Genomic DNA, 25,104 nt, shown 5'->3' with positions numbered 1-25,104 from the left:
CCCTAATTATTTTCCCTCTGAAACGTGAACTCTCAAAGTAGCTGTAACCTGTGGGTGAAGCTTAACCTTTACCTCATAAGTTCCAAGTGCTCTGATTGGATCTTCAAGAACAATCTTTTTCTTATCAATCTCCTTGCCATACTGCTTCTTTGCTGCTTCTGCAATTTCTTTTGTTGACACAGAACCGAAAGTTCTTCCGCCTTCTCCAGTCTTGATTGTAGTCTCTACCTTCCAGTCTTCCATTTCTTTTGCGAAAGCCTGTGCTGCTTCAAGATTCTCCTGAGCAACCTTTTCATCATGTTTATTCTGAAGCTTTAAGTCGTTAAGTGCTGCATTTGTTGCCTCAATACCGAGCTTTTTCTTGAAAAGCATGTTGCGAGCATAGCCTTCGCTTACTTCGACAACCTCGCCCTTCTTTCCAAGTGACTTAACGTCCTGAAGTAATATTACCTTCATAGTTTGATTTCTCCTTCTTCTAGCATTTTATCAATAGTCTCTTCCAAATCCTTGCGAACCTCTTCTAAGGTACGGTTCTGGATCTGTGCGCCTGCAATATTTACATGACCACCGCCACCCAGGCGTGCCATGATGCTCTGAACGTCAATCTCATCGATTGAACGTGAGCTGATATAAATCTTATCCATAAATTTTGTAAGAACAAAAGAAGCCTTTATTCCTACGATATTAAGAAGCTCATTAGCTGCTTGTGCTGCAATAACAGTTGGTGATTCAATCTGACCATCTGGCTCACACTCCGAAATAGCAAATGCACCTCTGAAGGTAGATGCATGACGGACAACCTCAGCTCTGGCCTTATAGGTCTCCATGTCCTCTCTGAGCATCTTACGAACTCGTGTAACCTCTGCACCGTTTCTCCTAAGGAAAGCGGCTGCTTCAAAGGTTCTAACACCAGTCTTTGTCATAAAGTTGTTGGTATCGATAAGGATACCAGCGTAAATACAATCAGCCTCTGTAGGGTTCAAAGTAATCTTCTCTGCGAAGTACTGAAGAACCTCAGCAATCATCTCGCTGGCTGATGAAGCGTATGGCTCGATGTAGGAAAGAATTGGATTTTCAATGGTTTCCTCCACCTGTCTATGATGATCAATTACTACGATATTTTTGTTCTTATATAGAAGTGCTGGGCACTCTACAATGCTTGGTCTGTTAGTATCAACTACCATTATAAGAGTATTGTCATTGCAAAGATTGATAGCCTGCTCACTGGTAATGAACATATCATTTGGATATTCTTCCTTCTCAGTGAAGCTTTCAACTACAGGTCTCATCGAACTTGTAATTGTATCAATAACAATGTTTACTGGCTTTCCGATTTCACGACCTGCACAATAAACACCAACGGATGCACCAAGACAGTCTGCATCGGAAAGATTGTGGCCCATAACGATGATTCTATCACGGGTCTCCATGATTTCGCGAAGCGCCTGTGCCTTTACACGGGCTTTAACACGAGTGGTTCGCTCTACTTCCTTACCGTGTGTTCCGTAGTAAGAAACGTTCTGACCATTTTTAATAACAACCTGACAACCACCACGTCCCAATGCCAAGTCGATAGCCATGTGTGCATACTGAGCATTCTGTGTATAACTGTCGCTGCCAAGACCAACACCAATGCTGACGGTGATGTCTCTGTCATTTCCCATTTTTATAGAAGTAATATCTTCCACAAGTGAGAACTTATCCTCTTCAAAAGCTTCCAAATACTTGCGCTGGAAGGTAATTAAATACTTATCCTTTTCAAGACGACGTACAATAGCATCGCCCTCGCCAAAGTATTTGTTAATCTTTCTATCTAATAATGCAAGAAGCATTGAGCGCTTTGCATTTTCTACCTGATCAAAAACTTCGTCATAGTTATCGATGTAAAGGAGTGCCATGACCATTGCCTGGTCGTTAATCTTTGCCTTTGTTTCCTGAACATCCGTCTCATCAAAAAGAACTATTGCTACAAGACCATCTTCGCTACCATCTATATTTGCCAATATTCCACTTCCAGATAATGGCTCTGTCATATCAAGGCGTTGAAGGCTTGCAAGATATTTTCTCTCATTGTATTCAATATGCATATCAAAGGTATCATCCTTTGCATGCTCGATGCCTTCGCGGGTAATCTCTGGGAATATTGTGGTAATTGATTTATTGTAAGTTTTGTTTTTGTCAGCTAAGGCACGAAACTCTTCATTCATCCACATTACTTTTCCAGTAGAATCCAAAAGCACATAAGGAAGTCTGAAGTTTTTAAGTAGCTCCTTCTGAACAGTACCATAATGTACTGCATATTCAATTATCGTGTTTTTGAATGCTTTAAGATTGGCTTTGTAATACGCAAAGGCGACTATTGCATAAATCAGCACAAAAATAGTCATAAACACCGCTGCGCGAGTGTTTACAAAGCTCACTATGATACAGCCTATTATGAAAATAATAAGCATGTACAGAGGAAATCTTAGATAACGCTTTAATCGATTCCTATACTTTAACGCTTCCATTTGTTAATTCTCCCAAAATAAACGCTTGATATAAGCATAATTCAAACGTGACTATTCTCCATAATTATCTAGTATTATAACATATAATTTCTTATTTTAATCAATTATTAATCTAAGTATAGAATAATTATCCAAAAACCTTTTTGGCTATTTGTGCACCTTTTACATAGGGTTGTTAAAATACCGAAAGGTTTTTGTATTTTTTGGTTATTCTAACATTGTTCACAATTCCTTCATTTTTTATAATTTTTATTAGTTGATGGGGGTAACCCAAATTTAAAGTAATTCAAAAAGAGAGGATTTTTATTATGGCAGACATTCAATTAAAAAACATTAATAAGAAATACCCAAACGGCTTCCACGCTGTAAAGGATTTCAATCTTGACATTAAGGATCAGGAATTCATCATCTTCGTAGGTCCTTCAGGTTGTGGTAAGTCTACAACACTTCGTATGATCGCTGGTCTTGAGGAGATTTCTTCAGGTGAGCTTCTCATTGATGGAAAGCTTATGAACGACGTAGAGCCAAAGGACAGAGATATCGCAATGGTATTCCAGAACTACGCTCTTTATCCACATATGACTGTTTATGATAACATGGCATTCGGCCTTAAGCTCCGCAAGGTACCAAAGGACGAAATCGATAAGAAGGTACGTGAGGCAGCTAGAATCCTTGACCTTGAGAAGCTTCTTGACAGAAAGCCAAAGGCTCTTTCAGGTGGTCAGAGACAGCGTGTTGCTATGGGTCGTGCAATCGTTCGTAATCCTAAGGTATTCCTTATGGATGAGCCTCTTTCAAACCTTGATGCAAAGCTTCGTGTTCAGATGAGAACTGAGATTTCTAAGCTTCATGATTCACTTGGAGCAACAATGATCTACGTTACACACGATCAGACAGAGGCTATGACACTTGGTACAAGAATCGTAGTTATGAAGGACGGTGTTGTTCAGCAGATTGATACACCAGCTAACCTTTATCAGAAGCCATGCAACCTATTCGTTGCTGGATTCATTGGATCACCTCAGATGAACTTCCTTGAGGGAACAGTAAGCGCTGATTGCACAACTATCCAGGTTAACGGCGCTAGCCTTCAGATTCCACCAGCAAAGTCAAAGGCTCTTAAGGAGAAGAACTATGGTGGTAAGGTAGTTATCCTTGGTATTCGTCCAGAGGATATCCACGATTCACAGATCTTCGTTGATACACAGGCTTCATCAGTTATCGAAGCTAAGATTTCTGTATACGAGCTTCTTGGTGCTGAGGTTTACTTATACTTCGATTATGCTGGAACTCAGGTTACAGCAAGAGTTGACCCACGTACAACAGCTAGAGGTGGCGACACAGTTAAGTTTGCTCTTGATATGGAGAAGGCTCACTTCTTCGATAAGGATACAGAGCTTACAATTGCTAACTAATCTATAGCGAATAAAAGCTTAATAGACTATAATTAGAGGTATCTTTTTGAAAGGTACCTCTTTTTTTATGGATTTTGAAGATAAGAAAAACAAACTATTAGATCAACTTAATAAGGCTACTGGCATTAATTTTGATATTACTGACTCTTCTTTGTCTGAAGACGAGATATTAAATAAGCTTAAAGAATTAGTTGTACACTTTAATGTTATAGATTCTAAAACAGGTTTGTACAGGCTCTTTCTATCAAAGGAATTAGCTTATTCTGATGCTCTTTCCTCTTTAAGCAGGTTTCATATTGATGAGGAACACCTTCGCCAGATATTCTATTTAGAGAGTCCTAATGAATATAACAAAGAAACCGTTTCTTTACTTAAAAGCTTACTTCCAGATTCAAAGGATGTTGTACTTGAGTTAGATTCTAGGCACTTAGCTTTAATTATTAATTTTGATACAGCGCCATCTTCAGAAGAGATTTTTCAAACTGCAAGTTCTTATCTTGATATGCTGGAGACCGAAGCCTTCACAGCCTTTAAGCTTAGCTATAGCAAGGCTGTCCTGTCCTTTAAGGAGCTTCCTAACGCTTATAACGATGCTATTACTGCTATGGAGATCGGAAACACCTTCAATAGCCACGGAAGAATATACTGCTATGAGGATTTAGGTTTAGGACGATTACTTTATAATGTCCCACCATCAGAAATTAAAGCTTATTTAAATAAGCATATAAATGTCGATGTTTTATCACAGATTGATGAGGAAACCTTATCTCTTATAAATGCTTTCTTCGAGAATGATTTGTCACTTGCTGAGACAGCCAGACAGACCTTCATTCATAGAAATACTTTGATTTACAGACTTGATAAGTTTGCGGATTTGACTGGATATGATGTTAGAAAGTTTAGAGATGCCATCACTGTTAAGATTTCATTGATGTTATTTAACTATATAAAAGCACAATAAAAATGCGGCCTATGGCCGCATTTTTTATATCTATGCTATTCTTCTAGCACCATCGCCAATGTCTACTACGTAGAATTCAGCGTCTAAGTTGTATTTCTCTTTGTAAGCCTTGCCTACAACCTCTTTGAAGTTCTCTACAGCATCGTTCTCTACGATTGCTACTGTACAACCTCCAAATCCGCCGCCGGTGATGCGTGCTCCGATTACACCAGGAACGCTCCACTCTGTCTCTACAAGGAAATCAACCTCCTCGCAAGAAACCTCGTAATCATCACGAAGTGATACATGGCTGGCATTCATAAGCTCACCAAACTTCTTGATATCGTTGTTGTTGAGAGCCTCTACAGCTGTGATTGTACGCTGATTCTCAGCTACAGCATGCTTAGCTCTTCTGTAGCAAACCTCATCCTTAATAGCGCTTCCGTACTTCTCAAACTCTTCGTTTGTAAGCTCACCAAGCTCCTTGATACCGCATACTGTTTGAAGATCCTTAAGAGCCTGTGAACTCTCATTTCTTCTGTCGTTATATGCGCTGTCTACAAGTGAATGCTTAACCTTTGAATTTGTGATAACAATCTTAGCATTTGGAAGCATAACTGATGCATACTTATATGATAAATCTGCACAGTCAAGGAAAATGGCGTGGTCTTTTTGTCCCATTGCAACCGCAAACTGGTCCATTATACCGCAATTACATCCATTAAAGTTGTTCTCAGAGTACTGTCCTACAAGTGCAAGCTCTGTCATAGTCTTATCTAAACCAAAGAAATCATTAAGAACTGTACCTGTAAGTACCTCTAAAGAGGCAGATGATGAAAGGCCTGAACCGTTAGGAATATTGCCCCAAACCGCCATTTCAAATCCTGATTTAATTTCTGCACCCTTCTCAATTAAAGCCCAAACAACACCAAGTGGATAGTTTGCCCAGTTGTATTCATCCTTGTTTGTAAGTTCATCAAGTGAGCTTTCGATCACTCCTACTCTTTCGATGTTTGCTGAATAAAGCTTAATTACCTTATCATCACGCTTTCTTGCTACTGCATATGTACCAATTGTAAGAGCGCATGGAAATACGTGTCCGCCGTTGTAATCAGTATGTTCGCCAATAAGGTTTACACGGCCTGGTGCGAAGTATGTGCGGATATCTCCACCCTCTCCGAACTTTTCTTCAAAGATAACTTTTAATTCTTTTTCGTTCATGATTATCCCCTGTAAATATCTCTCTTATTATATTTCTCCATTGCACTAAGCAACTTATCAGAAGGTGTGAATAATACTTTGAAATCGTTGCCTTTTGCCTCGCTGTGAGCCACTAAGATGTAATCTTTTAACTCTTCATTGTGGGCACTACAGTCGTATGTTTTTAACTTAACATGATCATACTTTAAAGATTCATTTGTTCCCATTGCAGCAACCATCTTTAATTGTGCAGATTCGACTGTTAAAAGCTCTTTCCTTTTTGAATTATCAATTATCTTTGCAATTGAAAGGCTTCCATTTGTATAATCATATTCATACTCTACATTTTTGTTATTCATAATTAAAAACAAATCAATTAGCATCATAACAACAAAAGCTATAAGGAATATGTACTTAAGATGGTTATCCATTACAGTAAATCCACCTAAGGTAACCAGACACATTGCCATTAATCCAAGCTTTCTTGTCTTATCCTGAGATGTTTCAAGAACCTTTACCGAGTCTTCTACAAAAGTGTCATTTGATTCAAACATAATTCGTCCCTCCATAATAAACAATTGTCGACCGCCATCTCTAAACAGCAGTCGACAATTATTATAGCTTAAATCCCCCTAAAACTAAAGGAAATCTGCATTTCTTTGCTATTATCGAGCATAAATTCTGGATGGGTTTTAGCACCCCATGTATCATCTCCTGCTACGCCCATCTGTGTACCCACTCTTACATGTGTAAAATGTGGATTTGGAAGCTCTGTTGGATGCTGTGCCTCATCTATTTCGTGCACAGTATATGGAAGGGCTGAAAATCCGAAATTTTCTGTAAGGAATAAAATTCCATCACCCTTATCATCTGTAAGCTTGGCATATCTTACCTCCTGATGATTTCCACACTCCTGAGGAACAAGGTATTTAGCCATGTTATCCTCTACCTTATTAGAAAATACACCTACTTTGGCATGATTTCTATCGTTATATGTCTCCTGCGGTCCCTTTCCATACCATTCAAGGTTTGAAAGCTCCTTATCAAAAGCAAACGCCATTGAAAGCTCTGGGAGCTCACCAATGTCCGCAGACTTAGGAAGTTTTAAAGTACAGTCAACCATTCCGTCAGAATTAACGACATACTCCACCTTACAGGTTCCTGCTGGCTTGGTTGGAAGGTGATATGTGTAAACCACCTTTACCCTATCTTCAGAAGCCTCTACAACAGGTGCTTCATTAACTCCCTCGTCCATGATATTTGTTGCAAGATATTTGCTTGCAAGCTTCCACTGACCTGCTCTAAATGGTAGCTGATTAGCTAAATCATTCTCTGTCATTGGTCTCCAGAAGTTTGGAAGAACAAATCTCTTCAGCAGCTCTTTTCCATGATACTTGTATGAGCTTAAACCTCTCTGTCCAACAAATAATACTTCAAAATCCTCGCCCTTTACGCCAAGATTGTGGAAGCCCTGTGTAACCTCAAGAGATTTCTTCTCACCTCTCTCATAGATGAATCTGCCAACTGTAGCCTGCCCATACGCCACCTCATGGCCCTTTCTAGCCCAAAGAGTATCCTCTGAAAGCACAAAGGAAAGTGTTACCACGTACTCATTATCCCTTGGTAAATCAAGCTCTAAGCCATAATCTATTGACTGAAGTGGTGGACAGTCGATTGTAAGCTCCTCTTCTGCAATAAGCTCTCCAATCTTCTCTACTGTGAGAATTGCCGTGAACTCATTTGTATTTGTAAACAGATTTCTGTTCTCAATGTGAGCCTTACCATCTTCTATAGTAATCTTTATATTCTGGTAATCATACTTAACTTCCTGCATTTTAGGGCTAGGAAGTCTACCCTTGCTATAGCAGATACCATCGCCTGAGAAGCTGCCATCATTAGGTCTATCGTCGAAATCTCCGCCGTAGCCCTCAAACTCTACGCCGTAGCAGTCCTTTTTTGTGATAGCCTGATCAATGTAATCCCAGATAAATCCACCCTGGAAACGAGGTTCTTCATAAGCAAGCTCAGTATACTTTGACATGGCTCCGCAGGAATTACCCATTGCATGCATATACTCGCAATTGATATAAGGCTTATCCTTGTGTTCCTGAAGCCATTTTTTGATGTTCTTTACATAAACATACATTGTAGATTCCATATCTGATAAATCTACACGTCTGTCATTAAACACACCTTCATAATGGACAAGTCTACCTCTATCGAGATTATGCAACATATCCTGCATCTTGCGTAAGTTCGTGCCGCCGTAGGACTCATTTCCTAATGACCATATCAAAATACATGGATGATTCTTGTCTCTCTGGAACATATTGTTAGCTCTATCGAGAACATTATCGGTAAACTCTGGTCTGTCACCAGGAACAGCATAGCTGTCATCTCTTACCTTAAGAATCTGAATAGGTGTCTGCCATGTTCCATGTGTTTCAAGGTTTGTCTCGTCTATTACGTACAATCCAAAGATATCGCACAACCTGTAGAAGATTGTCTGATTTGGATAATGGCTTGTACGAATAGCATTTATATTATTCTTCTTGATAGTAATAATATCCTGAAGAATTTCTCCCTCTGAAAGAACACGTCCTGTTGATGAAGAAAATTCGTGACGATTGACGCCCTTAAACACGATGCGCTTTCCGTTAATGTGCATCATGCCGTCCTTCATCTCGAATCTTCTAAAACCTACTTTTTCCTTCAAAACCTCAGCAAGACGACCTGTCTCACCGAAAACGTTAAGCTGTAAGTCGAAAAGAAATGGATGCTCAGCGCTCCAAAGCTTTGGCTCTCTAACGTGAAGTTCGAAATGGTTGCTACCTTCTGTTATGGTAATCTTGTTTAAAATCTCTACTTCATCATCTGATAAAGTCATCTGGATAAGTCCATCGCCTGTTGATTCCATATCGAGCACAAGAGTAGCATCCTTGTAGTCATCATCAAGGAGTGTCTGGATTCTGATATCTCTGATATGTGTAGCAGGAACGGTATACAAATATACCTCTCTAAAGATTCCTGAGAATCTAAAGAAATCCTGATCCTCACACCAGCTACCAGCTGTCCATTTGAATACCTGTACTGCCAGCTTGTTTTCACCATCTTTTATAAATGGTGTTAAATCAAACTCAGACGGAGTGAAGGAATCTTCACTATAACCTACATATTTTCCATTGAGCCAGAGTGCAAATCCGCTTTCCACGCCCTGAAATGATATATATACAGGCTGTCCCTTCATAAAATCTGGAACAGTAAAGTATTTTACGTAATTTCCTACTGGGTTTTCTTCTGTAGGAATTTCCCCCGGAACAAGAGCCTCGTGTCCATCCCATGGATACTGGGTGTTGACGTACATAATCTTGTCATACCCTTCCATCTGGATGTGTGCAGGGACTTTTATATCGTCCCAACACTTACAGTCTCTATCCTCTTCATAAAAAGTCTTGTCACAGCACTCGTAGTTTTTGGCATATTCAAACTTCCACATTCCATTAAGAGAATGCTTAAAATTGGATTTCTCACCATAAGCAAAATTCTCGCTATCGTAATACTCGTGGTCTGAGTGTGGAGCTAATCGATTTTCTTGAAAAATTCTAGGGTCTTTTACAATTGAATAATTGAATTCAGCCATAGTTTTTCCCCTTACTTGACACTACCTGTAATACCTTCTGCAAACTGCTTCTGAAGTACGAAGAATACTACCATTGTTGGAAGTGAACAGAATAATACTCCAAGCATTGTCATACCGTAATCTACTGTGTAACCACTTGATATATTAGCGATGAACATTGGCATTGTCTGCGCTCTGTTGTCGCTCATAACTACCTTTGGCCACATGTATGCATTCCATGCATTCATGAATGTGATAACAGCTGCTGCTGCATAGATTGACTTCTGAACTGGAACATACATCTTAAAGAAAATCTTCCATTCTGAAAGTCCATCAATACGAGCTGCTTCCATGATGTCAGGTGGAAAATTACGAGAATTCTGTCTGAACATCATAATCATGAATGGTGTTGAAATACCAGGTAAAATGAAAGCCCATACGGAATTTAAAAGCTTTGCCTTTGATACAAGTCCATATAAAGGAACCATTGTTGCAACAGCTGGAACCATCATAGCAAGAAGAAGTACTCCGAAAAGTCTATCCTTTCCCTTGTCATGGTAAAGCTCAAAACCGTAGCCCGCTATCGAACAAACAAAAAGTGTAAATACAGTCTGTACTATTGAGTAAAGGAATGAGTTTCCCATACTGCTCCAAAGTGTGCCCTGCACTGCATTCTTTAAATGCTCAAAATTTACTAAAAGCTGATTTCCAAATACAATTGAGCCTCTTGCCACGTTTATAGATTCATTTGTGGCTGCTGCAATCATCCAATAAAGTGGAAATACTGAAATAAACGAGCAGATAATCAAAAATATGTATGTAGGAATTAGCCTACGCTGTACCATTGATCTATTCTTTTTCTTAGTCACGTGTATCACCTACTTTCAAATTGATGAATGCTAAGATAGCAACCATTACAAATACTACAAAGGACATAGCTGATGTGTATCCAAAGTTGCCAACACCCTGTCCGAATGCCTGATTGTAGATGTAATGTGACATTGTAATTGTTGAGTTTGCAGGACCACCGCTTGTAAGGTTTACTGACTCATCAAAGAGCTGTAATGTACCGTTGATTGACATAATCGCTGTCATTACAATTGTTGGCTTAAGAAGTGGCACTGTAATGTTCCAGAATGTCTTCCAGCCATTTGCACCATCAATCTTTGCTGCCTCGTATACTGAATACTCAATATTCTGCAAGCCAGCAAGGTAGAACACCATATTGTAGCCTGTCCATCTCCAAATTAACGCGATAATAATTACCGCTCTGGCTGTACCTGCTGTTCCTAGGAAATTGATGTTTTCATTGGTAATACCAATGCCTTGAAGAATGGTATTGATAAGACCCTGTGTTGCAAACATTGATTTGAAAATCAAAGAATATGATACAAGGGATGTGGCACATGGTAAGAAGATACATGTTCTAAAAAATCCCTTGAATTTAAGGTCCTTGTTGTTAAGAAGCTGTGCTAAAAGAATAGCAAGCACCAACATTACTGGAACCTCTATTATTAAATAAAGGAATGTATTTTTCATTGATGTTTTGAAAATTACATCCTGTAGCATTCGAGAATAATTATATGTTAGTGGGTCTGCAAACTTGATGTTTACGCCCTTTCCTGTTTTAAATGATGTAATTAAAGCCTGTACGATTGGATAAAAACTCATTATAAAAATGAGAATTGTTGCTGGAGTAAGGAACAACCAGCCGGCTGCCAATTGTTTATTTGCAAGCGTCATTCCATGTTTTTTCTTATCCACTTTGGCATCCCCCTTCTTTAAAAAAGGGAAGTGGGCTAACCACTTCCCATACAATACAATATCTTTTAATTAAAGACCCATCTCAAATCTAAGGTTTGTCTCAGCCTCTTCAAGAGCCTGCTCTGTTGTGTAACCATTCTCGATTACGTTCTGAAGAGCTGTGCCAAGAGCTGTTCTTGCTGAGTAGTGATAATCAGACTGCTCTACTGTTGGAACATTCTGTGTGTATTCAACGATGTCAGCATAGATTGCCTGACCATTGAAGAAATCAACACCCTGCTGGTAAACATCTGACTCAGCAGCTGCTGCACATGTTCCGATAACACCACCGTTAAGAAGTGCCTCATCATATGTGATAGACTGTCCATCCTCAGCTGAACGACCACCAAATGTGTAAGCTAAGAAATCCTTAGCAAGATCTGTCTTCTTGCAGTTACCTGTGATATAAAGTGAAGATCCACCGTTTGAAGCATATCCTGGCTTACCTGTAAGTGATGGAGCTGGAACGATTTCCCACTTACCAGAGTTCTCTGAAACCTGCTTCATTGTTGGGATAATCCAGTTACCATTGAATACGCCAGCAACCATGTCACCCTGAATAGCCTGATCTGTGTAATCTGACCAGTCATTTGCAAGATAAAGTACATTGTCCTGTGCCATCTTAGCGATGATTTCAAATACCTCTACAAGAGCCTTGTTATCCTTGATATATGGCTCGCCATCCTTAAACTGTGATACGCCTTCCTCCTGAAGCATCATGTAGAATAAGTCATTTCCGCTGCCATCCATGCAAAGAAGGTGCTTTCCTGTAGCATCATAAACCTTCTGTCCGATTTCATCGAACTTCTCCCATGTGATGCCTGTAACATCATCAATTGAATAACCAGCCTGCTCAAGAAGGTCTGTTCTGTATGCGAAGATTGCTGTACCAGCATCTACAGGGAATCCGTAGTGCTTTCCATCGATTGTAGAATATGAAAGCTTCTCAGCTCCAAGTCCTGACCAATCACAATCTGCATCATCAACATCCTGCCATGCATCTGGATAATTTGTAACGTACTGCTGGATGTAGTGATCCTGGAAAAGTACGATGTCTGGTAATGTGCTGTAGTCACCAGCTTCTGCTGCAAGTGTAACTGCCTGCTCTACATCTGAAGACTGTGACTGTGTAATAACCTCGAGCTTGAAATCTGGATTAACCTCCTGATAATCCTTCTCAGCTGCCTTAAGTGCTGGGATGTTGAAATTCTCGTCCCAAGCGTATACTGTTAATGTGTTCTCATCTGCTGACTGTACGTCTGCTGCTGCAGCTCCGTCCTCTGTAGCTGCATCTGTTGTTGTGTCTGCTGCTGTGTCTGAGCCACCGCAAGCTACCATAGAAGCTGCCATAGCACCAACAAGCATGAGTGAAAGTAATCTCTTCTTCATTCTTTCCATTCTCCTTATTGTTTAAAAACTAGAGCGGCCATTTGTGCACTGTGCACAAATTCTTTCCCAATACTCGCTCCTCATATGGTCATAATACTAGTAAAGCCCAATTTAGTGTTTCATAGAATTGCGCTAAAAAATTGCAAATTCGACTACTTACCCAACTGTCTATAAGTGTTTTTGGCTTAAATTGTGGTTTAATTATGTACAAAAAAGGGATGGCAAAATTGCTTTTACCATCCCTTTTTAGCGCTAATCTTATAATTCTTTTTTGTTAATCCTAAATGATTCTCATCCTTCTTCCACTGATATGGAGTCTTGCCAGTAAGCTTTTTAAAGTTACGGTTGAAGGTAGATGGAGTCTGATATCCCACTCTGAATCCAACTTCTTCCATGGCATAATCCTTATTCTGGATAATCTCACAGGCCTTATCTATTCTTATCATGTTCAGGTAATCCAGCGGCTTCATGCTCATGCTCTCTTCAAAGATACGTCTGAAATGACTCTCCGAAAGCCCACATTCGTGTGCCACATCTGACATCTTTAAATCTTCAGCATAATGCTCAGCTATATAGCTTACACTCTTTTCGATATAAGAATTTAATCTTTTCTCCTCCAATGTAAGGCTTGAACTCATATCCTCGTTAATTCTCAGGAGCTCAACAACGAAGGCTCTTAAATATCCCTTTACTGCATCCTTGTAATACGGCTGCTTTTCACGGTATTCCTCAATAATATTTCGCACTATATTGGTCACTGCCTTATTCTGGTTCCACTGCACTACATAGCCTTGATTATTAATTCGCTTAATTACCTCCTCAGGAAGCATTCTCTTGAAGGACATCTCATTTCTGATGAAGCTGTCTAAGTCAATGTAAATGTACTCCCATTTACACACGCCCTGATTAAAGCTTTTAGTCTCATGTGGAATATTCTCTGGAATAATAGTAATTATTCCGCCCTTGTAAGGTACCTTTGATTCTTCGATTGTCAGGTGTCCATTACCCCAATAGCAGTATCCTATCTCCATATAATTGTGGAAATGAAGAAGATTCTCCTGCTCTGCTCCATAGCTACGTACCCAGGTGTCACCTAAAAGTGCCATCACATAATGACCATCTGGAATCTCATAATATCTATACTCAATTTGTTTCTTCTGCTTTGCCATACTCTTCTCTCACAAAACGTTTGAATACTTCGATGGATCTCTCCACCTTTTCAGTATCAATACAATACGCCATTCTAAAATATCCCGGGCAGCCAAAATTATCTGCCGGAACTAATATTAAATCATATTTCTTAGCCTTCATGCAAAAGGCATTTGCATCATCTTCCAATGCCTTAGGAAAAATATAGAATGTCCCACCTGGGCGAACCACTTCAAATCCCATTTCAACAAGAGCATCGTATATGATGTTCATATTAGTCTCATAAACGCTTAAATCACTTGTTTCATCAAGAACCTGACTTACTGCAAGCTGTGATGTGGATGCTGGACAATTGTGGCCTATTCCTCGGCTTATCTGTCCCATAATTACCGCAAGGATATCCGCATCTGTTGCCTTAGGATTAACTGCTACATAGCCAATACGCTCTCCCGGAAGGGATAGACTCTTTGAAAATGAGTAGCATGTCAAAGTATTATCGTAGTGTTTCGCAGGGTAAGGACACTGCTTCCCATCAAAAACTATTTCTCTATATGGCTCATCGCTGATAAGAAATATATCATGTCCATATTCCTCCTGCTTAGAATATAAAATATCAGCAAGTCGTTTAATAGTCTCTTCACTATAAACAATACCCGAAGGATTGTTTGGAGTGTTTATAAGCACTGCCATAGTCTTTTCGTTTATTACACGTTTAAATTCTTCAAAATTAATCTGGAAGTCCTCTGTTCTTGGAGGGACAACCTTCATGATGGCACCAGTTCTGCCAATATATTCAGTGTATTCAGGGAAAAAAGGTGCAAAAACAATTATTTCATCACCAGGCTCTGTAACAAGTCTAAATGCATGGGCAAGAGCTCCCGCTGCACCGATTGCCATAAAAATATGCTTTGCTTCGTATGGTACTCCAAATCTCTTGCTGATAGATTCAGCCACTGCTGCTCTCACATCCTCAATTCCAAGGGATGGGCTATAACCGTGAATCGCCATAGGATCCTTATCCTGATACATCTTCACAACAGCATCTGTATAGCCTGTAGGACATGGCACACTTGGATTTCCAAGACTGTAATCAAATACATTCTCGTATCCGATTTCCTTTCCCCTTGCTGTAGCATATTCACTCAGCTCTCTGATAATTGATTTCCCCTCTAGCATTTTCTTATAAGACTTGTTAATCATCGCATATCTCCCGTTTGACTAAGCCAGTTTCCAAGTTATTAGTCTAAATTTTACCACAAAAAAGCTGTTGCACAATATGCACAACAGCCTTTTTAACATTATATTTTGTGTCTACGTTCGTGTTCTCCAAAATAAGCTTCTTTATCCACATACATCAATTTATCGGCCTGATCAATCAAATTCTCCATATCCCTAGCATTATCGCTCCAAATTGCACCTGCAGCAATTGAAATAGTTTTCGCTTTCTTTCTAAGCTTCGACACTTCTTCTTCAAAATGTTCCTTTGTTATATTAGGGATAATGACAATGAATTCATCTCCGCCTATCCTATAGCAATACTTTTTCTTAAAGACACTGGCAACAACACCTGCAGTCTCCTTAATTAACTCATCGCCTTCATCATGGCCATAACTATCATTGATATTCTTTAATCCATTTATATCAATAAAACATACTCCTACTGATACATCCATGCCTTCCAGCATGCTAATTGTTTCATTGTATGATCTACGATTACCAAGATCTGTAAGCTCATCATGGGTATTTCTATACATCAATTCATTGGTAATTACGTAATTTCGAAGCTCCTCTGATATGAAAATACTGATTGATTCTACAACCTCTTTAACATTAATATCTAAATCAAGAGAATAATTATCTATCAGCAAATATCCTATGATATTTCCCCTGTCCTTTAATGCAGCGACTATGTATCGTGATATGGTTCCATGCAATACAGCCTTGTAAACTTCACTATTTTGAGCGTTTACCATAGCCACATCATCACAGATATACACATTATTATCTCCCATTTGCTTTTGCCAAAGGGTGTAAAAATCATATTGCTCCAGAATTTCTTTACCGGGAAGACCAGTACCTCCTATTTTATCAGCCCAAGCCAACACCTCTCCGCACTCGCCCTGATATGTTTCTAAAATAGCGGCTCTGTCTGCCTTTAAAATATTTCCAAGGGCTTTAAGCGTGTACTTTATTCCCTTTTTGAAATCGTTTGCCGAGAGATACTTAGCGCATTCCAAAATGAAATTATTGGACTTGGTGGTAATAACGCGATTTACCTCCTTGCGCTTTTCTGCTGTTACATCATGAATAATAAAAGCACAGAAGCCCTTCTTATAAACTGGTACAGCCCAAAATTCAAACCATCTATTAAACTGTGTATTATAAGTGCTGTTGATTACAGATTGGCGCATGATTGCTGCCTGATAGCTCAGGCGAATCCAATCCTCATCCCTGTTATTTACAGTATTGTAATAGGTTGATCCAATAAGCTCGCTGGTAGATTTTCCAACAAGACTGGCATATTTTTCATTGGCGAATAAGAACTGCATATCCTGTACGGTTCCAAACGGATCCGTGAGAACTTGAAAAATACAGCACGCATCAGGCAGGTCTCTTAGCATGTACAAAATATCCTGCGCTGAATAATCAATATTTGATAAAATATCGTTTTCCTTGTTTGACATTCTAGCCTCCCCCAAACCAGCTGTGTTTCACCCTTTTAATATACTATATTAAATATTGTGTCCAAAAACAATTTGTTTATCTATTTATTCCTGAATTATCATAGCTTTTAACACGCCATCTAAACCATAATCTCTTTTTCCATTTCCATAGCCAGTTTTTTCAATTTTATACTCTCTTGGAAGATTATTGGTTGTTCGAATAGCTGCTACCGTTGCAGCTCCCGTAGGAGTTACAAGCTCTCCTAAAACATCGATAATCTCTAGCTCAATATCGTTATCATTTACAATATTTTTTACTGCTGGAACAGGTACTGGCAGGATACCATGCTGGCATCTTACTGTGCCCTTACCATCATATAGCTTTTGGACAATCACATCTGTAATTTCCAGATTATCAAGACATACTGCGATTGCAATAATGTCTACTATAGAGTCTATAGCTCCCACCTCATGAAAATGTACTTCCTCCAAAGGCACCTCATGTGCTTTGGACTCCGCCTTTGCAAGAACTTCAAATATGTCCTTTGCAATCTTTCTCGCCCCATCAGTCATTTCGGTGCTATCGATAATCTCGTAAATCTCTTTAATCCCACGGTGATGATGTCCATGATGATGCTCGTGACCATGTTCATGATCACCATGTGACTCTCCATGAAGATGACCATAGAGATACTCCATATCGTGGTCGTGTCCGTCATGCTCCTTATCCAGCACCACATCAAAATCGGTGCATTCAATATCTCTCTTTTTTAACCGCTTTATAACGATATCAAATCCATCCGCTTTTATGCTTTTTAAAGCATCTAAAAGGACATGGCTGTCGGCGCCCAAATCTAAAAGAGCGCCAACTGTCATGTCCCCACTAATTCCTGAATTACATTCTAGATATAATTTTCTGTCCATCAAATCCTCTACTGGAAGAAAGCCATTTCCTCATCAAGCACCTTGGCAATTTTGGTAAGACCATTTGCCTTTTCTGAAAGAATTTCCATTGTGTCAGAAAGATCTTGCATAGAAGCTCTTGTTTCTTCTGAGCTAGCTGCGTTCTGTTGTGAAATAGCTGAAAGATTATTGATGGTCTCTGATATAACTGTACTAGCCTTCTCTGATTTATCAACGTTTTCAACAATTTCTTTTGTAAGAGTTACTGACTTGTTAATATCCTCAATAAGGAGATCAACCTGCTCAATGGTTCTGTGAATAGTACTACGCTGCTTACTGATGGCTTCTTGCACGCTGCCGGCTTCTTCCATTGTCTTATTAGAATCAGCTGCAAGTCCCTTCATTGCTTCCTGAATATTCTGAGCAGCTGCTGCGGACTGGTCTGCCAACTGACGGATCTCATCAGCAACAACAGCAAATCCCTTACCTGCTTCACCTGCTCTAGCAGCTTCTATACTTGCATTTAATGATAACAGATTTGTCTGTGCAGCAATAGCATCAATTATCTGTACAGCCTCACTAATTGTTGTTACGGCTGTGTTTGTATTTCCAATCAACTCTACGATTCCATCGATAGCAGCAATACTTTCTCTTGTAGACATTCTAAGCTCTGTCAGCTTATCCTGACTGGCCTTCGAATTATCCTGCATAAGATCTGCAATATTATGCATCTCATCTGTATTTCCAATAATAAGCTGAATTGCTTCGTTGATATCATTTACGCTTTCAACAGCTTCCTGTAAGGATTCAGCCTGTGAGGATGCACCTGTTGCTACCTGAGAAACTGCTGTAGTTACATTATCTGCTGTTTCCGTAATTGTCTCTATTGTGTCATACAGATACGCCGCTGAATCATCCACTTCGTTAGACGACACTCTGGCATTACCAATAACATCTCTGATTTTCTCAGCCATGTCAAACAAGGCATTTGACATTTCACCAAGCTCATCTCTTCTATTCTTAACCTTATCACTAAGATGAATTTCCAAATCACCTGTTGCCATCTGGCGAACAGCTCTAACGTTTTCATCAATTGACTTTATAATCTGTACGATATAAAGAACTGCGATTATAGCAAAAATAATTATGATTGCGAAGGAAAGAGTAACAGTCCAAGCTACTTTTTTACTTATATACTCTGTTACTGCTATTTTTTCCAAACCAACAAAGGCCATACCATAAATTGCACCGGTTTCATCTTTTAAAGGAATGTATGCTACGTAAAATGGCTGACCATTTATCATTACGTTTTCTGCTGAATATCTATTGCCTCCATTTAATACTTCCGCAATAACAGCATCTCCGGCTTTCGTTCCAACTGCTCCTTCGATACTTGAACGCTCACGAGTATCTCCTCTAAAGAAGGTATAATCATAACCTGTCTCTTCGTGCATTTCCTGCTCCAGTGTAAGATTCGCTATTTCCTCGGCAGTCATACTTTTCTCAATATAATCCAAAACCTGAGCGTATGATGCACAAGTTGCCATTACACCTGTTTCAACCTCGTATTCCATTCCTCGGCGCATATTGGTGGTTCCTACAATTGTTGCAGCCACACCTACACACACCAACGATATGATTAGCAATCCCAAAATAGCTGTTCTCAGTGAAGAAATCTTTACCATTTGGGCTAACTTATCCATTGTGCCAACATTTTCCTTGCTCTCCATATTCGACCTCCGTTTATCATCTCCCTGGCCGATTGAACAGTATTACTCCACAAAGCTAGAAAACCGACTATTTGGATTATAGCCTATAATTACGTACATACTGTGAAAAAAGTGTAAAAAAGGCAACTGTTGTAACATTGTGAACAGTTGCCTTTTTAATCATTATTATTATTTTTTTCTATTTCTATATTTACACTAAAATCGATGCCACTATCTTCTAATTTATTGCGGGTAATCTTACGCTGTGCTTCTCTAAGCATTTCCTTAACCGCTTCTAAATCATCGTAGGCATCATCAGAGCTATATGGTTTGTTTTCATCTTCAAACTTCCAATTCATATTTTGAATCCTTATCAGCTCTCCCAGTGAACCTAGTCTAGCAAATTAGTTTGAAGAAATGATGTCTTAATCTATATTATTTAAGGAAATCCTCAATCTGTCCCTCGATAATCTTCATAAGACGCTGGCGAGCTTCTACTGCTGCCCATGCAATATGAGGTGTGATAAGAAGCTTTGTACTGTCCTTGATTCTTACAAGTGGATTCTCAGGAGACATTGGCTCCACATCAAGAACGTCCAAACCTGCTGCTGCAATTTGTCCACATTCAAGTGCATCTGCAAGGTCTTTTTCCACAATGATTGGACCTCTTCCAACATTGATGAGGATAGCGTTCTTCTTCATCTTTGAAAGAGCTGCTTTGTCGATAAGGTGCATTGTATTTTCATCTAGTGGTGCGTGGATAGAAACAACATCTGATGTGGATAACAGTGTTTCAAAATCCACCTCTTTGTAGATATCTGAATGATTACGTCCACTGGTAGAATAGTAGATTACATTGGCTCCAAAAAGCTTTGCAATTTCTGCTACTCGGCTACCGATTGCACCAAGTCCTATGATACCCCAGGTCTTTCCTGCAATTTCATGGAAATGCTTTTCAAAGTGAGTAAACATTCTATCGTTTACATACTTCTCGCTCTTAACATACTCATCATAATAACTAAGATGCTCTAAGAGATAGAATGCTAATGAGAAAGTATGCTGAGCAACTGCCTCTGTTGAATATCCCGCTACATTTCTCCACTCGATTCCACGGCCTGCAAGGTAATCCTTATCAAGATTATTTGTACCTGTAGCTGTAACGCAAACAAGCTTAAGATTCTTTGCTGTGCTGATGGTAGCCTCGTTTACAGGCACCTTGTTAAGAACGATAATATCAGCATCCTCTACCCTGGCTGGCACCTCATCAGCAGCTGAGTAATCATAGATTACTACTTCTCCAAATCTCTCAAATCCTGATAAATCAATATCTTCTCCAATTGTCTTTCTGTCCAAAAATACAATCTTCATAATCTACCTCCTTAGTTACTTACAAATGTCACCATAACAGTCTGGTCTTCTGTCTCTGAAGATTCCCCAGCTAAGGCGATTCTCTGCTATTTCCTCTAAATCATAGGTGTGAATAAGCACCTGTTCTTTATCGCGGCTGGCATCCTCAAGAATCGCTCCTGTCTCATCTGTCATAAAGGAACTTCCATAGAAATTGAGACTGGATTCCTGTCCACCATTTTCCTTGCAAGGCTTTACCTCTTCAAGTCCAATTCTATTGGCAGCTATAACTGGCATAAGGTTGCTGCCTGCATGTCCCTGCATACAACGTCTCCAATGTGGCATGCTATCACTTTCAAGAATAGGCTCGCTACCAATAGCCGTTGGGTAGAAAAGAAGCTCCGCACCCTGTACTGCCATTGCTCTTGCTGTCTCAGGGAACCACTGATCCCAACAGATTCCTACTCCAATCTTAGCATACTTTGTATCCCAAACCTTAAAGCCTGTGTTACCTGGTGTGAAGTAAAATTTCTCCTGATAAAAATGGTCGTCAGGAATATGAGTCTTTCTATAAACTCCAAGTACTTCTCCATCTGCATCAATTATTGCCACAGAATTATAAAGTACATTTCCATCCTTTTCATAAAAGCTGACAGGAATAACTACTGAGAGCTCCTTAGCCACCTTCTTAAAATGGCATACAGCATCATTTTCCTCTACGGATTTTGCAAAATAATAGTATTCATACTGACGCTCCTGACAGAAATACTGTCGCTCAAAAAGCTCTGGGATAAGTATAATCTGTGCGCCTGAAGCTGCTGCTTCGCGAACCATTTTGTCCGCTTTTTTTATATTTTCCAAAACTACTGTAGTGCAGCTCATTTGAATAGCCGCCACTGTTACTTTTCTCATAGTTATTCTCCTGCTGGAATTTGTTGGGTGATGCAATGAATATTTCCACCACCTACTATTATTGCTCTGGCATATACTGGATAAATCTTTCTTTCTGGAAATAGTTTTCCAAGAATTTCCACCGCCACTTTATCATTCTCATCATTAAACTGAGGCAAGATAATTCCCCCGTTTGATATATAAAAGTTTACATAGCTGGCTGCTAACCTTTCGCCAACCTCACGAACATCTTCGCCTTCTTCAAATTCGTAGCCCTTAAGCTCTTCTTCATTGATACAAACAGGTTTCTTTGGGATAGGAAGCTTGTGAACTATAAAGTTTCTTCCTTTTGCATCTGTTTCCTTTTCAAGAACGTCTAGGCAGGCTTTACTCATATTATACTGTGGATCGTCCTTATCATCAGTCCATGCCAATACTACTGTTGCAGGGCCCGTAAAAGCACACACATTATCCACGTGTTCATTAGTCTCATCATTATATATTCCTGATGGAAGCCAGATTATCTTTTCAGCTCCAAGATATTCCTTCAGCTTATTTTCAATCTGATTCTTGGACATCTTTGGATTACGTCCTTTGCTAAGTAAGCAGGCTTCTGTGACAATTACAGTACCCTCGCCATCTGAGTGTATGCTACCGCCCTCCAATACAAATGGATGTGCATCGTAGCATTCCATTCCGAGAGCTTTACATATCTGAGATGCTGCTGCATCGTCCTTTTCCCAGTGGGCATAAAGACCATCATATTCTCCGCCCCAGGCGTTAAACTCCCAGTCAATTCCTCTCACTTCTACGCCGTTTACAACACAGGTAGGCCCTACATCTCTGGCCCATGCATCGTTTGTCTCTATCTGAAGTGGATGAATACTTGGCCATTTTTCAAAGGTCTCCTCTACTTCGTGAAGGTGGGCTTCATCAGCCAGCATCCATACCTCTTCGCTCTCTGAAATTGCTATTGCTATCTGAGAAAAAACTGCCTTTGCCTGCAATCCACCATATGGCCACGAACCTGGTCTTACCGGCCATATCATCACGCATCCACGGTGGGAAGCATACTCTGCTGGCATATAAAATTTATCTGCTTTAGGTGTACTTATCATAAAACCCCACTAGGACAGACGATTCTTGAAATCCTCATATCCAAATTTCTTAACTAACTGACAATCTCCATCCTGCTTCTGTAAATAAATGCTAGGAAGTGGGATGCCATTAAACGTATTATTCTTAACCATTGAATATATAGCCATATCCTCAAATACAAGGCGATCTCCAACCATAATCTCATTATCGAAGGAATAATCTCCGATGATATCTCCTGCGAGACAGGTATAAGAACTAAGCCTGTATTCATAAGGCTTCTGTCCCCACTCTCCTGAATCCTTAAGAGGTGGACGGTATGGCATTTCTAAAACATCTGGCATATGACATGCTGCAGATGCATCTAAAATTAATGTCTTTATCCCATTATCAACAATATCCAAAACCTCTGTCACAAGGTATCCTGCGTTCAAAGCAATTGCTTCTCCTGGCTCTAGATATACCTCTAGATTATAGGTTTCTTTCACGTCTTTTATGATACGAACAAGGCGATTTATATCATAATCTTCACGACTAATATGATGTCCTCCACCCATATTTATCCAGCTCATTTTGTCTAGATACTGTCCAAACTTATCTTTTACGACTTCAATTGTAGTCTCTAAATCATCACTATTCTGCTCACATAGCGTATGAAAATGAAGACCATCAACACCCTTTAATACATCAGGATTATTATCTATAGCCTGCTGTAAATTTGTAAGAGTAACGCCAAGTCTCGACCCTTTTGAACATGGGTCATAAATTGCCTGGTCCCCCTGTGTAGAACACTCAGGATTAATCCTAAGCCCGATAGAAACTCCTGCATCTAGACATTTATCCTTGTACTTCATCAGCTGTGCAACTGAGTTAAAAATAATATGGTCGCAAAGCTTTACCAATTCATCCATATCAGCTTCCTTGTAGGCCGGTGCAAATACATGATTCTCCTTGCCCATTTCCTCCTTACCAAGGCGAGCCTCATATAGACCGCTTGCTGTAGTACCTGCAAGATACTTACCTATTAATGGATAAACACAAAAGTTTGAAAAGGCCTTCTGGGCCAGCAGAATTTTACAACCTGCCTCCTGCTGCACCCTTTCTAAAACCTTAAGATTCTCTATCAATTTACCCTCATCGATTACGTATGAGGGTGTTTCCACCTGCGATAATATCATTTATTCCCCCGCTATCGATTAATCTACGAGAACTGGATTCTCTACTACCTGCCAAGGTAAGCCCCACTTATTAAGAGCTTCCATGTATGGATCTGGATCGAACTCATCTGTTGTGAACACACCTGGGTTCTTCCACTGTCCTGTTACAACCATCATAGCACCAATCATTGCTGGTACACCAGTTGTGTAAGAAATAGCCTGTGAGCCTACCTCCTTGTAGCACTCCTGATGATCGCATACATTATAAATATAGATAGAGCGCTCCTTACCATCCTTGATACCTGTGAAGATACATCCAATATTTGTCTTACCAACTGTTCTTGGACCAAGTGAAGCTGGGTCTGGAAGAAGAGCCTTAAGGAACTGAATTGGAACAATTTCCTGTCCATTGAAGTTAATAGGTGTAGTGCTAAGCATTCCTACATTTTCAAGGCAGTTCATGTGTGTAAGGTAGCTCTGACCAAATGTCATGAAGAAACGAATTCGCTTAACCTCTGGCATATTTCTTCCAAGAGCCTCAATTTCCTCATGGTGAAGAAGGTACATGTCCTTCACACCAACACCATCAAAGTCGTACTCTCTCTTGATGCTCATAGCTGGAATCTCAATCCACTTTCCGTTTTCCATATATGAACCTGGTGCTGAAACCTCACGAAGGTTAATCTCTGGATTGAAGTTTGTTGCAAATGGATAGCCATGATCTCCACCATTGCAATCAAGGATATCGATTGTATGAATCTCATCAAAGTAATGCTTCTTTGCATAAGCTGCAAATACGCTTGTTACACCTGGATCAAATCCTGTTCCAAGAAGTGCTGTAAGACCAGCATTCTTAAACTTATCTTCGTAAGCCCACTGCCAGCTATAATCAAAGTATGCTGAGAAGCCTAGCTCCTTGCATCTCTTCTCGTAGATTGCTCTCCACTTAGGATCATCTGTATCCTCTGGCTCATAGTTTGCTGTATCAATATAATCTACACCTGCTGCAAGACATGCATCCATAATTGTAAGATCCTGATAAGGAAGTGCTACGTTAAGAACTGCATCTGGAGCATAGTCCTTAATAAGCTTTGTAAGTGCCTCTACATCATCTGCATCTATCTGAGCAGTCTTGATAACTGTCTTTGTCTTGTCTTGAAGCTTTTCTTTCATTGCCTCGCACTTTGAAACTGTGCGGCTCGCAATCATAATCTCCTCAAAAATATCACTGTTCTGGCAGCACTTTGAAATTGCAACCTGTGCTACTCCGCCACAACCAATAATTAATAATCTTGCCATTTTATTACTCTCCTA

The 25,104-nt window shown here is 39.7% G+C and carries 21 protein-coding genes; 2 read left to right on the top strand and 19 right to left on the bottom strand.

Going from position 1 to position 25,104, the window contains the following annotated elements; genetic code table 11:
* Positions 1-6: 6 nt before the first annotated feature.
* Positions 7-456: a 50S ribosomal protein L9 gene (rplI, locus tag BMZ41_RS05545; protein WP_090527542.1), complete on the bottom strand. Its 450-nt coding sequence runs from the start codon at positions 454-456 to the stop codon at positions 7-9.
* Positions 453-2,510, bottom strand: a complete 2,058-nt coding sequence (locus BMZ41_RS05540) for a GGDEF domain-containing protein (RefSeq protein WP_090527539.1) — start codon at positions 2,508-2,510, stop codon at positions 453-455. The genes rplI and BMZ41_RS05540 overlap by 4 nt, the downstream gene beginning before the upstream one ends.
* A 308-nt stretch (positions 2,511-2,818) precedes the next feature.
* On the opposite strand from BMZ41_RS05540, the gene BMZ41_RS05535 reads away from it, so the two are divergent.
* On the top strand, positions 2,819-3,925 hold the full coding sequence (locus tag BMZ41_RS05535; protein ID WP_090167312.1) for an ABC transporter ATP-binding protein: 1,107 nt from the start codon (positions 2,819-2,821) through the stop codon (positions 3,923-3,925).
* Positions 3,926-3,992: 67 nt separating this feature from the next.
* Positions 3,993-4,886 carry a PucR family transcriptional regulator gene (locus BMZ41_RS05530; RefSeq protein ID WP_143071322.1) on the top strand — a complete coding sequence of 298 codons (894 nt, stop codon included), beginning with the start codon at positions 3,993-3,995 and terminating at the stop codon, positions 4,884-4,886.
* Positions 4,887-4,916: 30 nt separating this feature from the next.
* Here the strand turns inward: BMZ41_RS05530 and BMZ41_RS05525 are convergent, their stop codons facing one another.
* The 17 genes from BMZ41_RS05525 to BMZ41_RS05445 form a co-directional block, all read right to left on the bottom strand.
* Entirely contained in the window at positions 4,917-6,086 is a 1,170-nt protein-coding gene (locus BMZ41_RS05525) for a galactokinase (protein WP_090527533.1), read from the bottom strand.
* Positions 6,087-6,088: 2 nt separating this feature from the next.
* Entirely contained in the window at positions 6,089-6,619 is a 531-nt protein-coding gene (locus BMZ41_RS05520) for a DUF6106 family protein (RefSeq protein ID WP_090167306.1), read from the bottom strand.
* A gap of 68 nt (positions 6,620-6,687) precedes the next feature.
* The gene (locus BMZ41_RS05515; RefSeq protein ID WP_090527530.1) at positions 6,688-9,705 is read right to left on the bottom strand and encodes a beta-galactosidase, LacZ type; all 3,018 of its coding nucleotides are present in this window, start codon (positions 9,703-9,705) and stop codon (positions 6,688-6,690) included.
* An 11-nt stretch (positions 9,706-9,716) separates the two neighbouring features.
* The gene (locus BMZ41_RS05510) at positions 9,717-10,529 is read right to left on the bottom strand and encodes a carbohydrate ABC transporter permease (protein WP_090167492.1); all 813 of its coding nucleotides are present in this window, start codon (positions 10,527-10,529) and stop codon (positions 9,717-9,719) included.
* A 16-nt stretch (positions 10,530-10,545) separates the two neighbouring features.
* Positions 10,546-11,427 (bottom strand): carbohydrate ABC transporter permease, encoded by an 882-nt coding sequence (locus BMZ41_RS05505; protein WP_177184166.1) that lies wholly within the window; start codon positions 11,425-11,427, stop codon positions 10,546-10,548.
* Between the two features lie 90 nt (positions 11,428-11,517).
* Positions 11,518-12,876: an ABC transporter substrate-binding protein gene (locus BMZ41_RS05500; RefSeq protein ID WP_090527524.1), complete on the bottom strand. Its 1,359-nt coding sequence runs from the start codon at positions 12,874-12,876 to the stop codon at positions 11,518-11,520.
* A 233-nt stretch (positions 12,877-13,109) separates the two neighbouring features.
* A complete protein-coding gene (locus tag BMZ41_RS05495; RefSeq protein ID WP_090527521.1) occupies positions 13,110-14,045 on the bottom strand; it encodes a helix-turn-helix domain-containing protein in 936 nt (311 codons plus the stop codon).
* Entirely contained in the window at positions 14,020-15,225 is a 1,206-nt protein-coding gene (locus BMZ41_RS05490) for a pyridoxal phosphate-dependent aminotransferase (protein WP_090167296.1), read from the bottom strand. The genes BMZ41_RS05495 and BMZ41_RS05490 overlap by 26 nt, the downstream gene beginning before the upstream one ends.
* A gap of 98 nt (positions 15,226-15,323) precedes the next feature.
* Positions 15,324-16,709 carry a sensor domain-containing diguanylate cyclase gene (locus BMZ41_RS05485; RefSeq protein WP_090527518.1) on the bottom strand — a complete coding sequence of 462 codons (1,386 nt, stop codon included), beginning with the start codon at positions 16,707-16,709 and terminating at the stop codon, positions 15,324-15,326.
* Between the two features lie 84 nt (positions 16,710-16,793).
* Positions 16,794-17,612, bottom strand: a complete 819-nt coding sequence (locus tag BMZ41_RS05480; protein WP_090167292.1) for a nickel pincer cofactor biosynthesis protein LarC — start codon at positions 17,610-17,612, stop codon at positions 16,794-16,796.
* An 8-nt stretch (positions 17,613-17,620) separates the two neighbouring features.
* The gene (locus BMZ41_RS05475) at positions 17,621-19,321 is read right to left on the bottom strand and encodes a methyl-accepting chemotaxis protein (protein ID WP_090167290.1); all 1,701 of its coding nucleotides are present in this window, start codon (positions 19,319-19,321) and stop codon (positions 17,621-17,623) included.
* Positions 19,322-19,476: 155 nt separating this feature from the next.
* Entirely contained in the window at positions 19,477-19,659 is a 183-nt protein-coding gene (locus BMZ41_RS05470; protein ID WP_090527515.1) for a hypothetical protein, read from the bottom strand.
* 76 nt (positions 19,660-19,735) lie between these two features.
* The gene (locus tag BMZ41_RS05465; RefSeq protein ID WP_090167286.1) at positions 19,736-20,668 is read right to left on the bottom strand and encodes a D-2-hydroxyacid dehydrogenase; all 933 of its coding nucleotides are present in this window, start codon (positions 20,666-20,668) and stop codon (positions 19,736-19,738) included.
* Between the two features lie 15 nt (positions 20,669-20,683).
* Positions 20,684-21,559, bottom strand: a complete 876-nt coding sequence (gene aguB / locus BMZ41_RS05460) for an N-carbamoylputrescine amidase (protein WP_090167284.1) — start codon at positions 21,557-21,559, stop codon at positions 20,684-20,686.
* A gap of 2 nt (positions 21,560-21,561) precedes the next feature.
* Positions 21,562-22,656, bottom strand: a complete 1,095-nt coding sequence (gene aguA / locus BMZ41_RS05455; RefSeq protein WP_090527513.1) for an agmatine deiminase — start codon at positions 22,654-22,656, stop codon at positions 21,562-21,564.
* A 9-nt stretch (positions 22,657-22,665) separates the two neighbouring features.
* Positions 22,666-23,811: a carboxynorspermidine decarboxylase gene (gene nspC, locus BMZ41_RS05450; RefSeq protein ID WP_090167280.1), complete on the bottom strand. Its 1,146-nt coding sequence runs from the start codon at positions 23,809-23,811 to the stop codon at positions 22,666-22,668.
* Between the two features lie 18 nt (positions 23,812-23,829).
* Positions 23,830-25,089 (bottom strand): saccharopine dehydrogenase family protein, encoded by a 1,260-nt coding sequence (locus BMZ41_RS05445; protein WP_090527509.1) that lies wholly within the window; start codon positions 25,087-25,089, stop codon positions 23,830-23,832.
* Between the last annotated feature and the right edge of the window lie 15 nt (positions 25,090-25,104).

It is taken from the genome of Pseudobutyrivibrio sp. UC1225 (assembly GCF_900115215.1).
GTDB lineage: Bacteria > Bacillota > Clostridia > Lachnospirales > Lachnospiraceae > Pseudobutyrivibrio.
The sequence above is the reverse complement of the archived record's forward strand: the minus strand, read 5'-3'. Positions and strand labels throughout refer to the sequence as shown.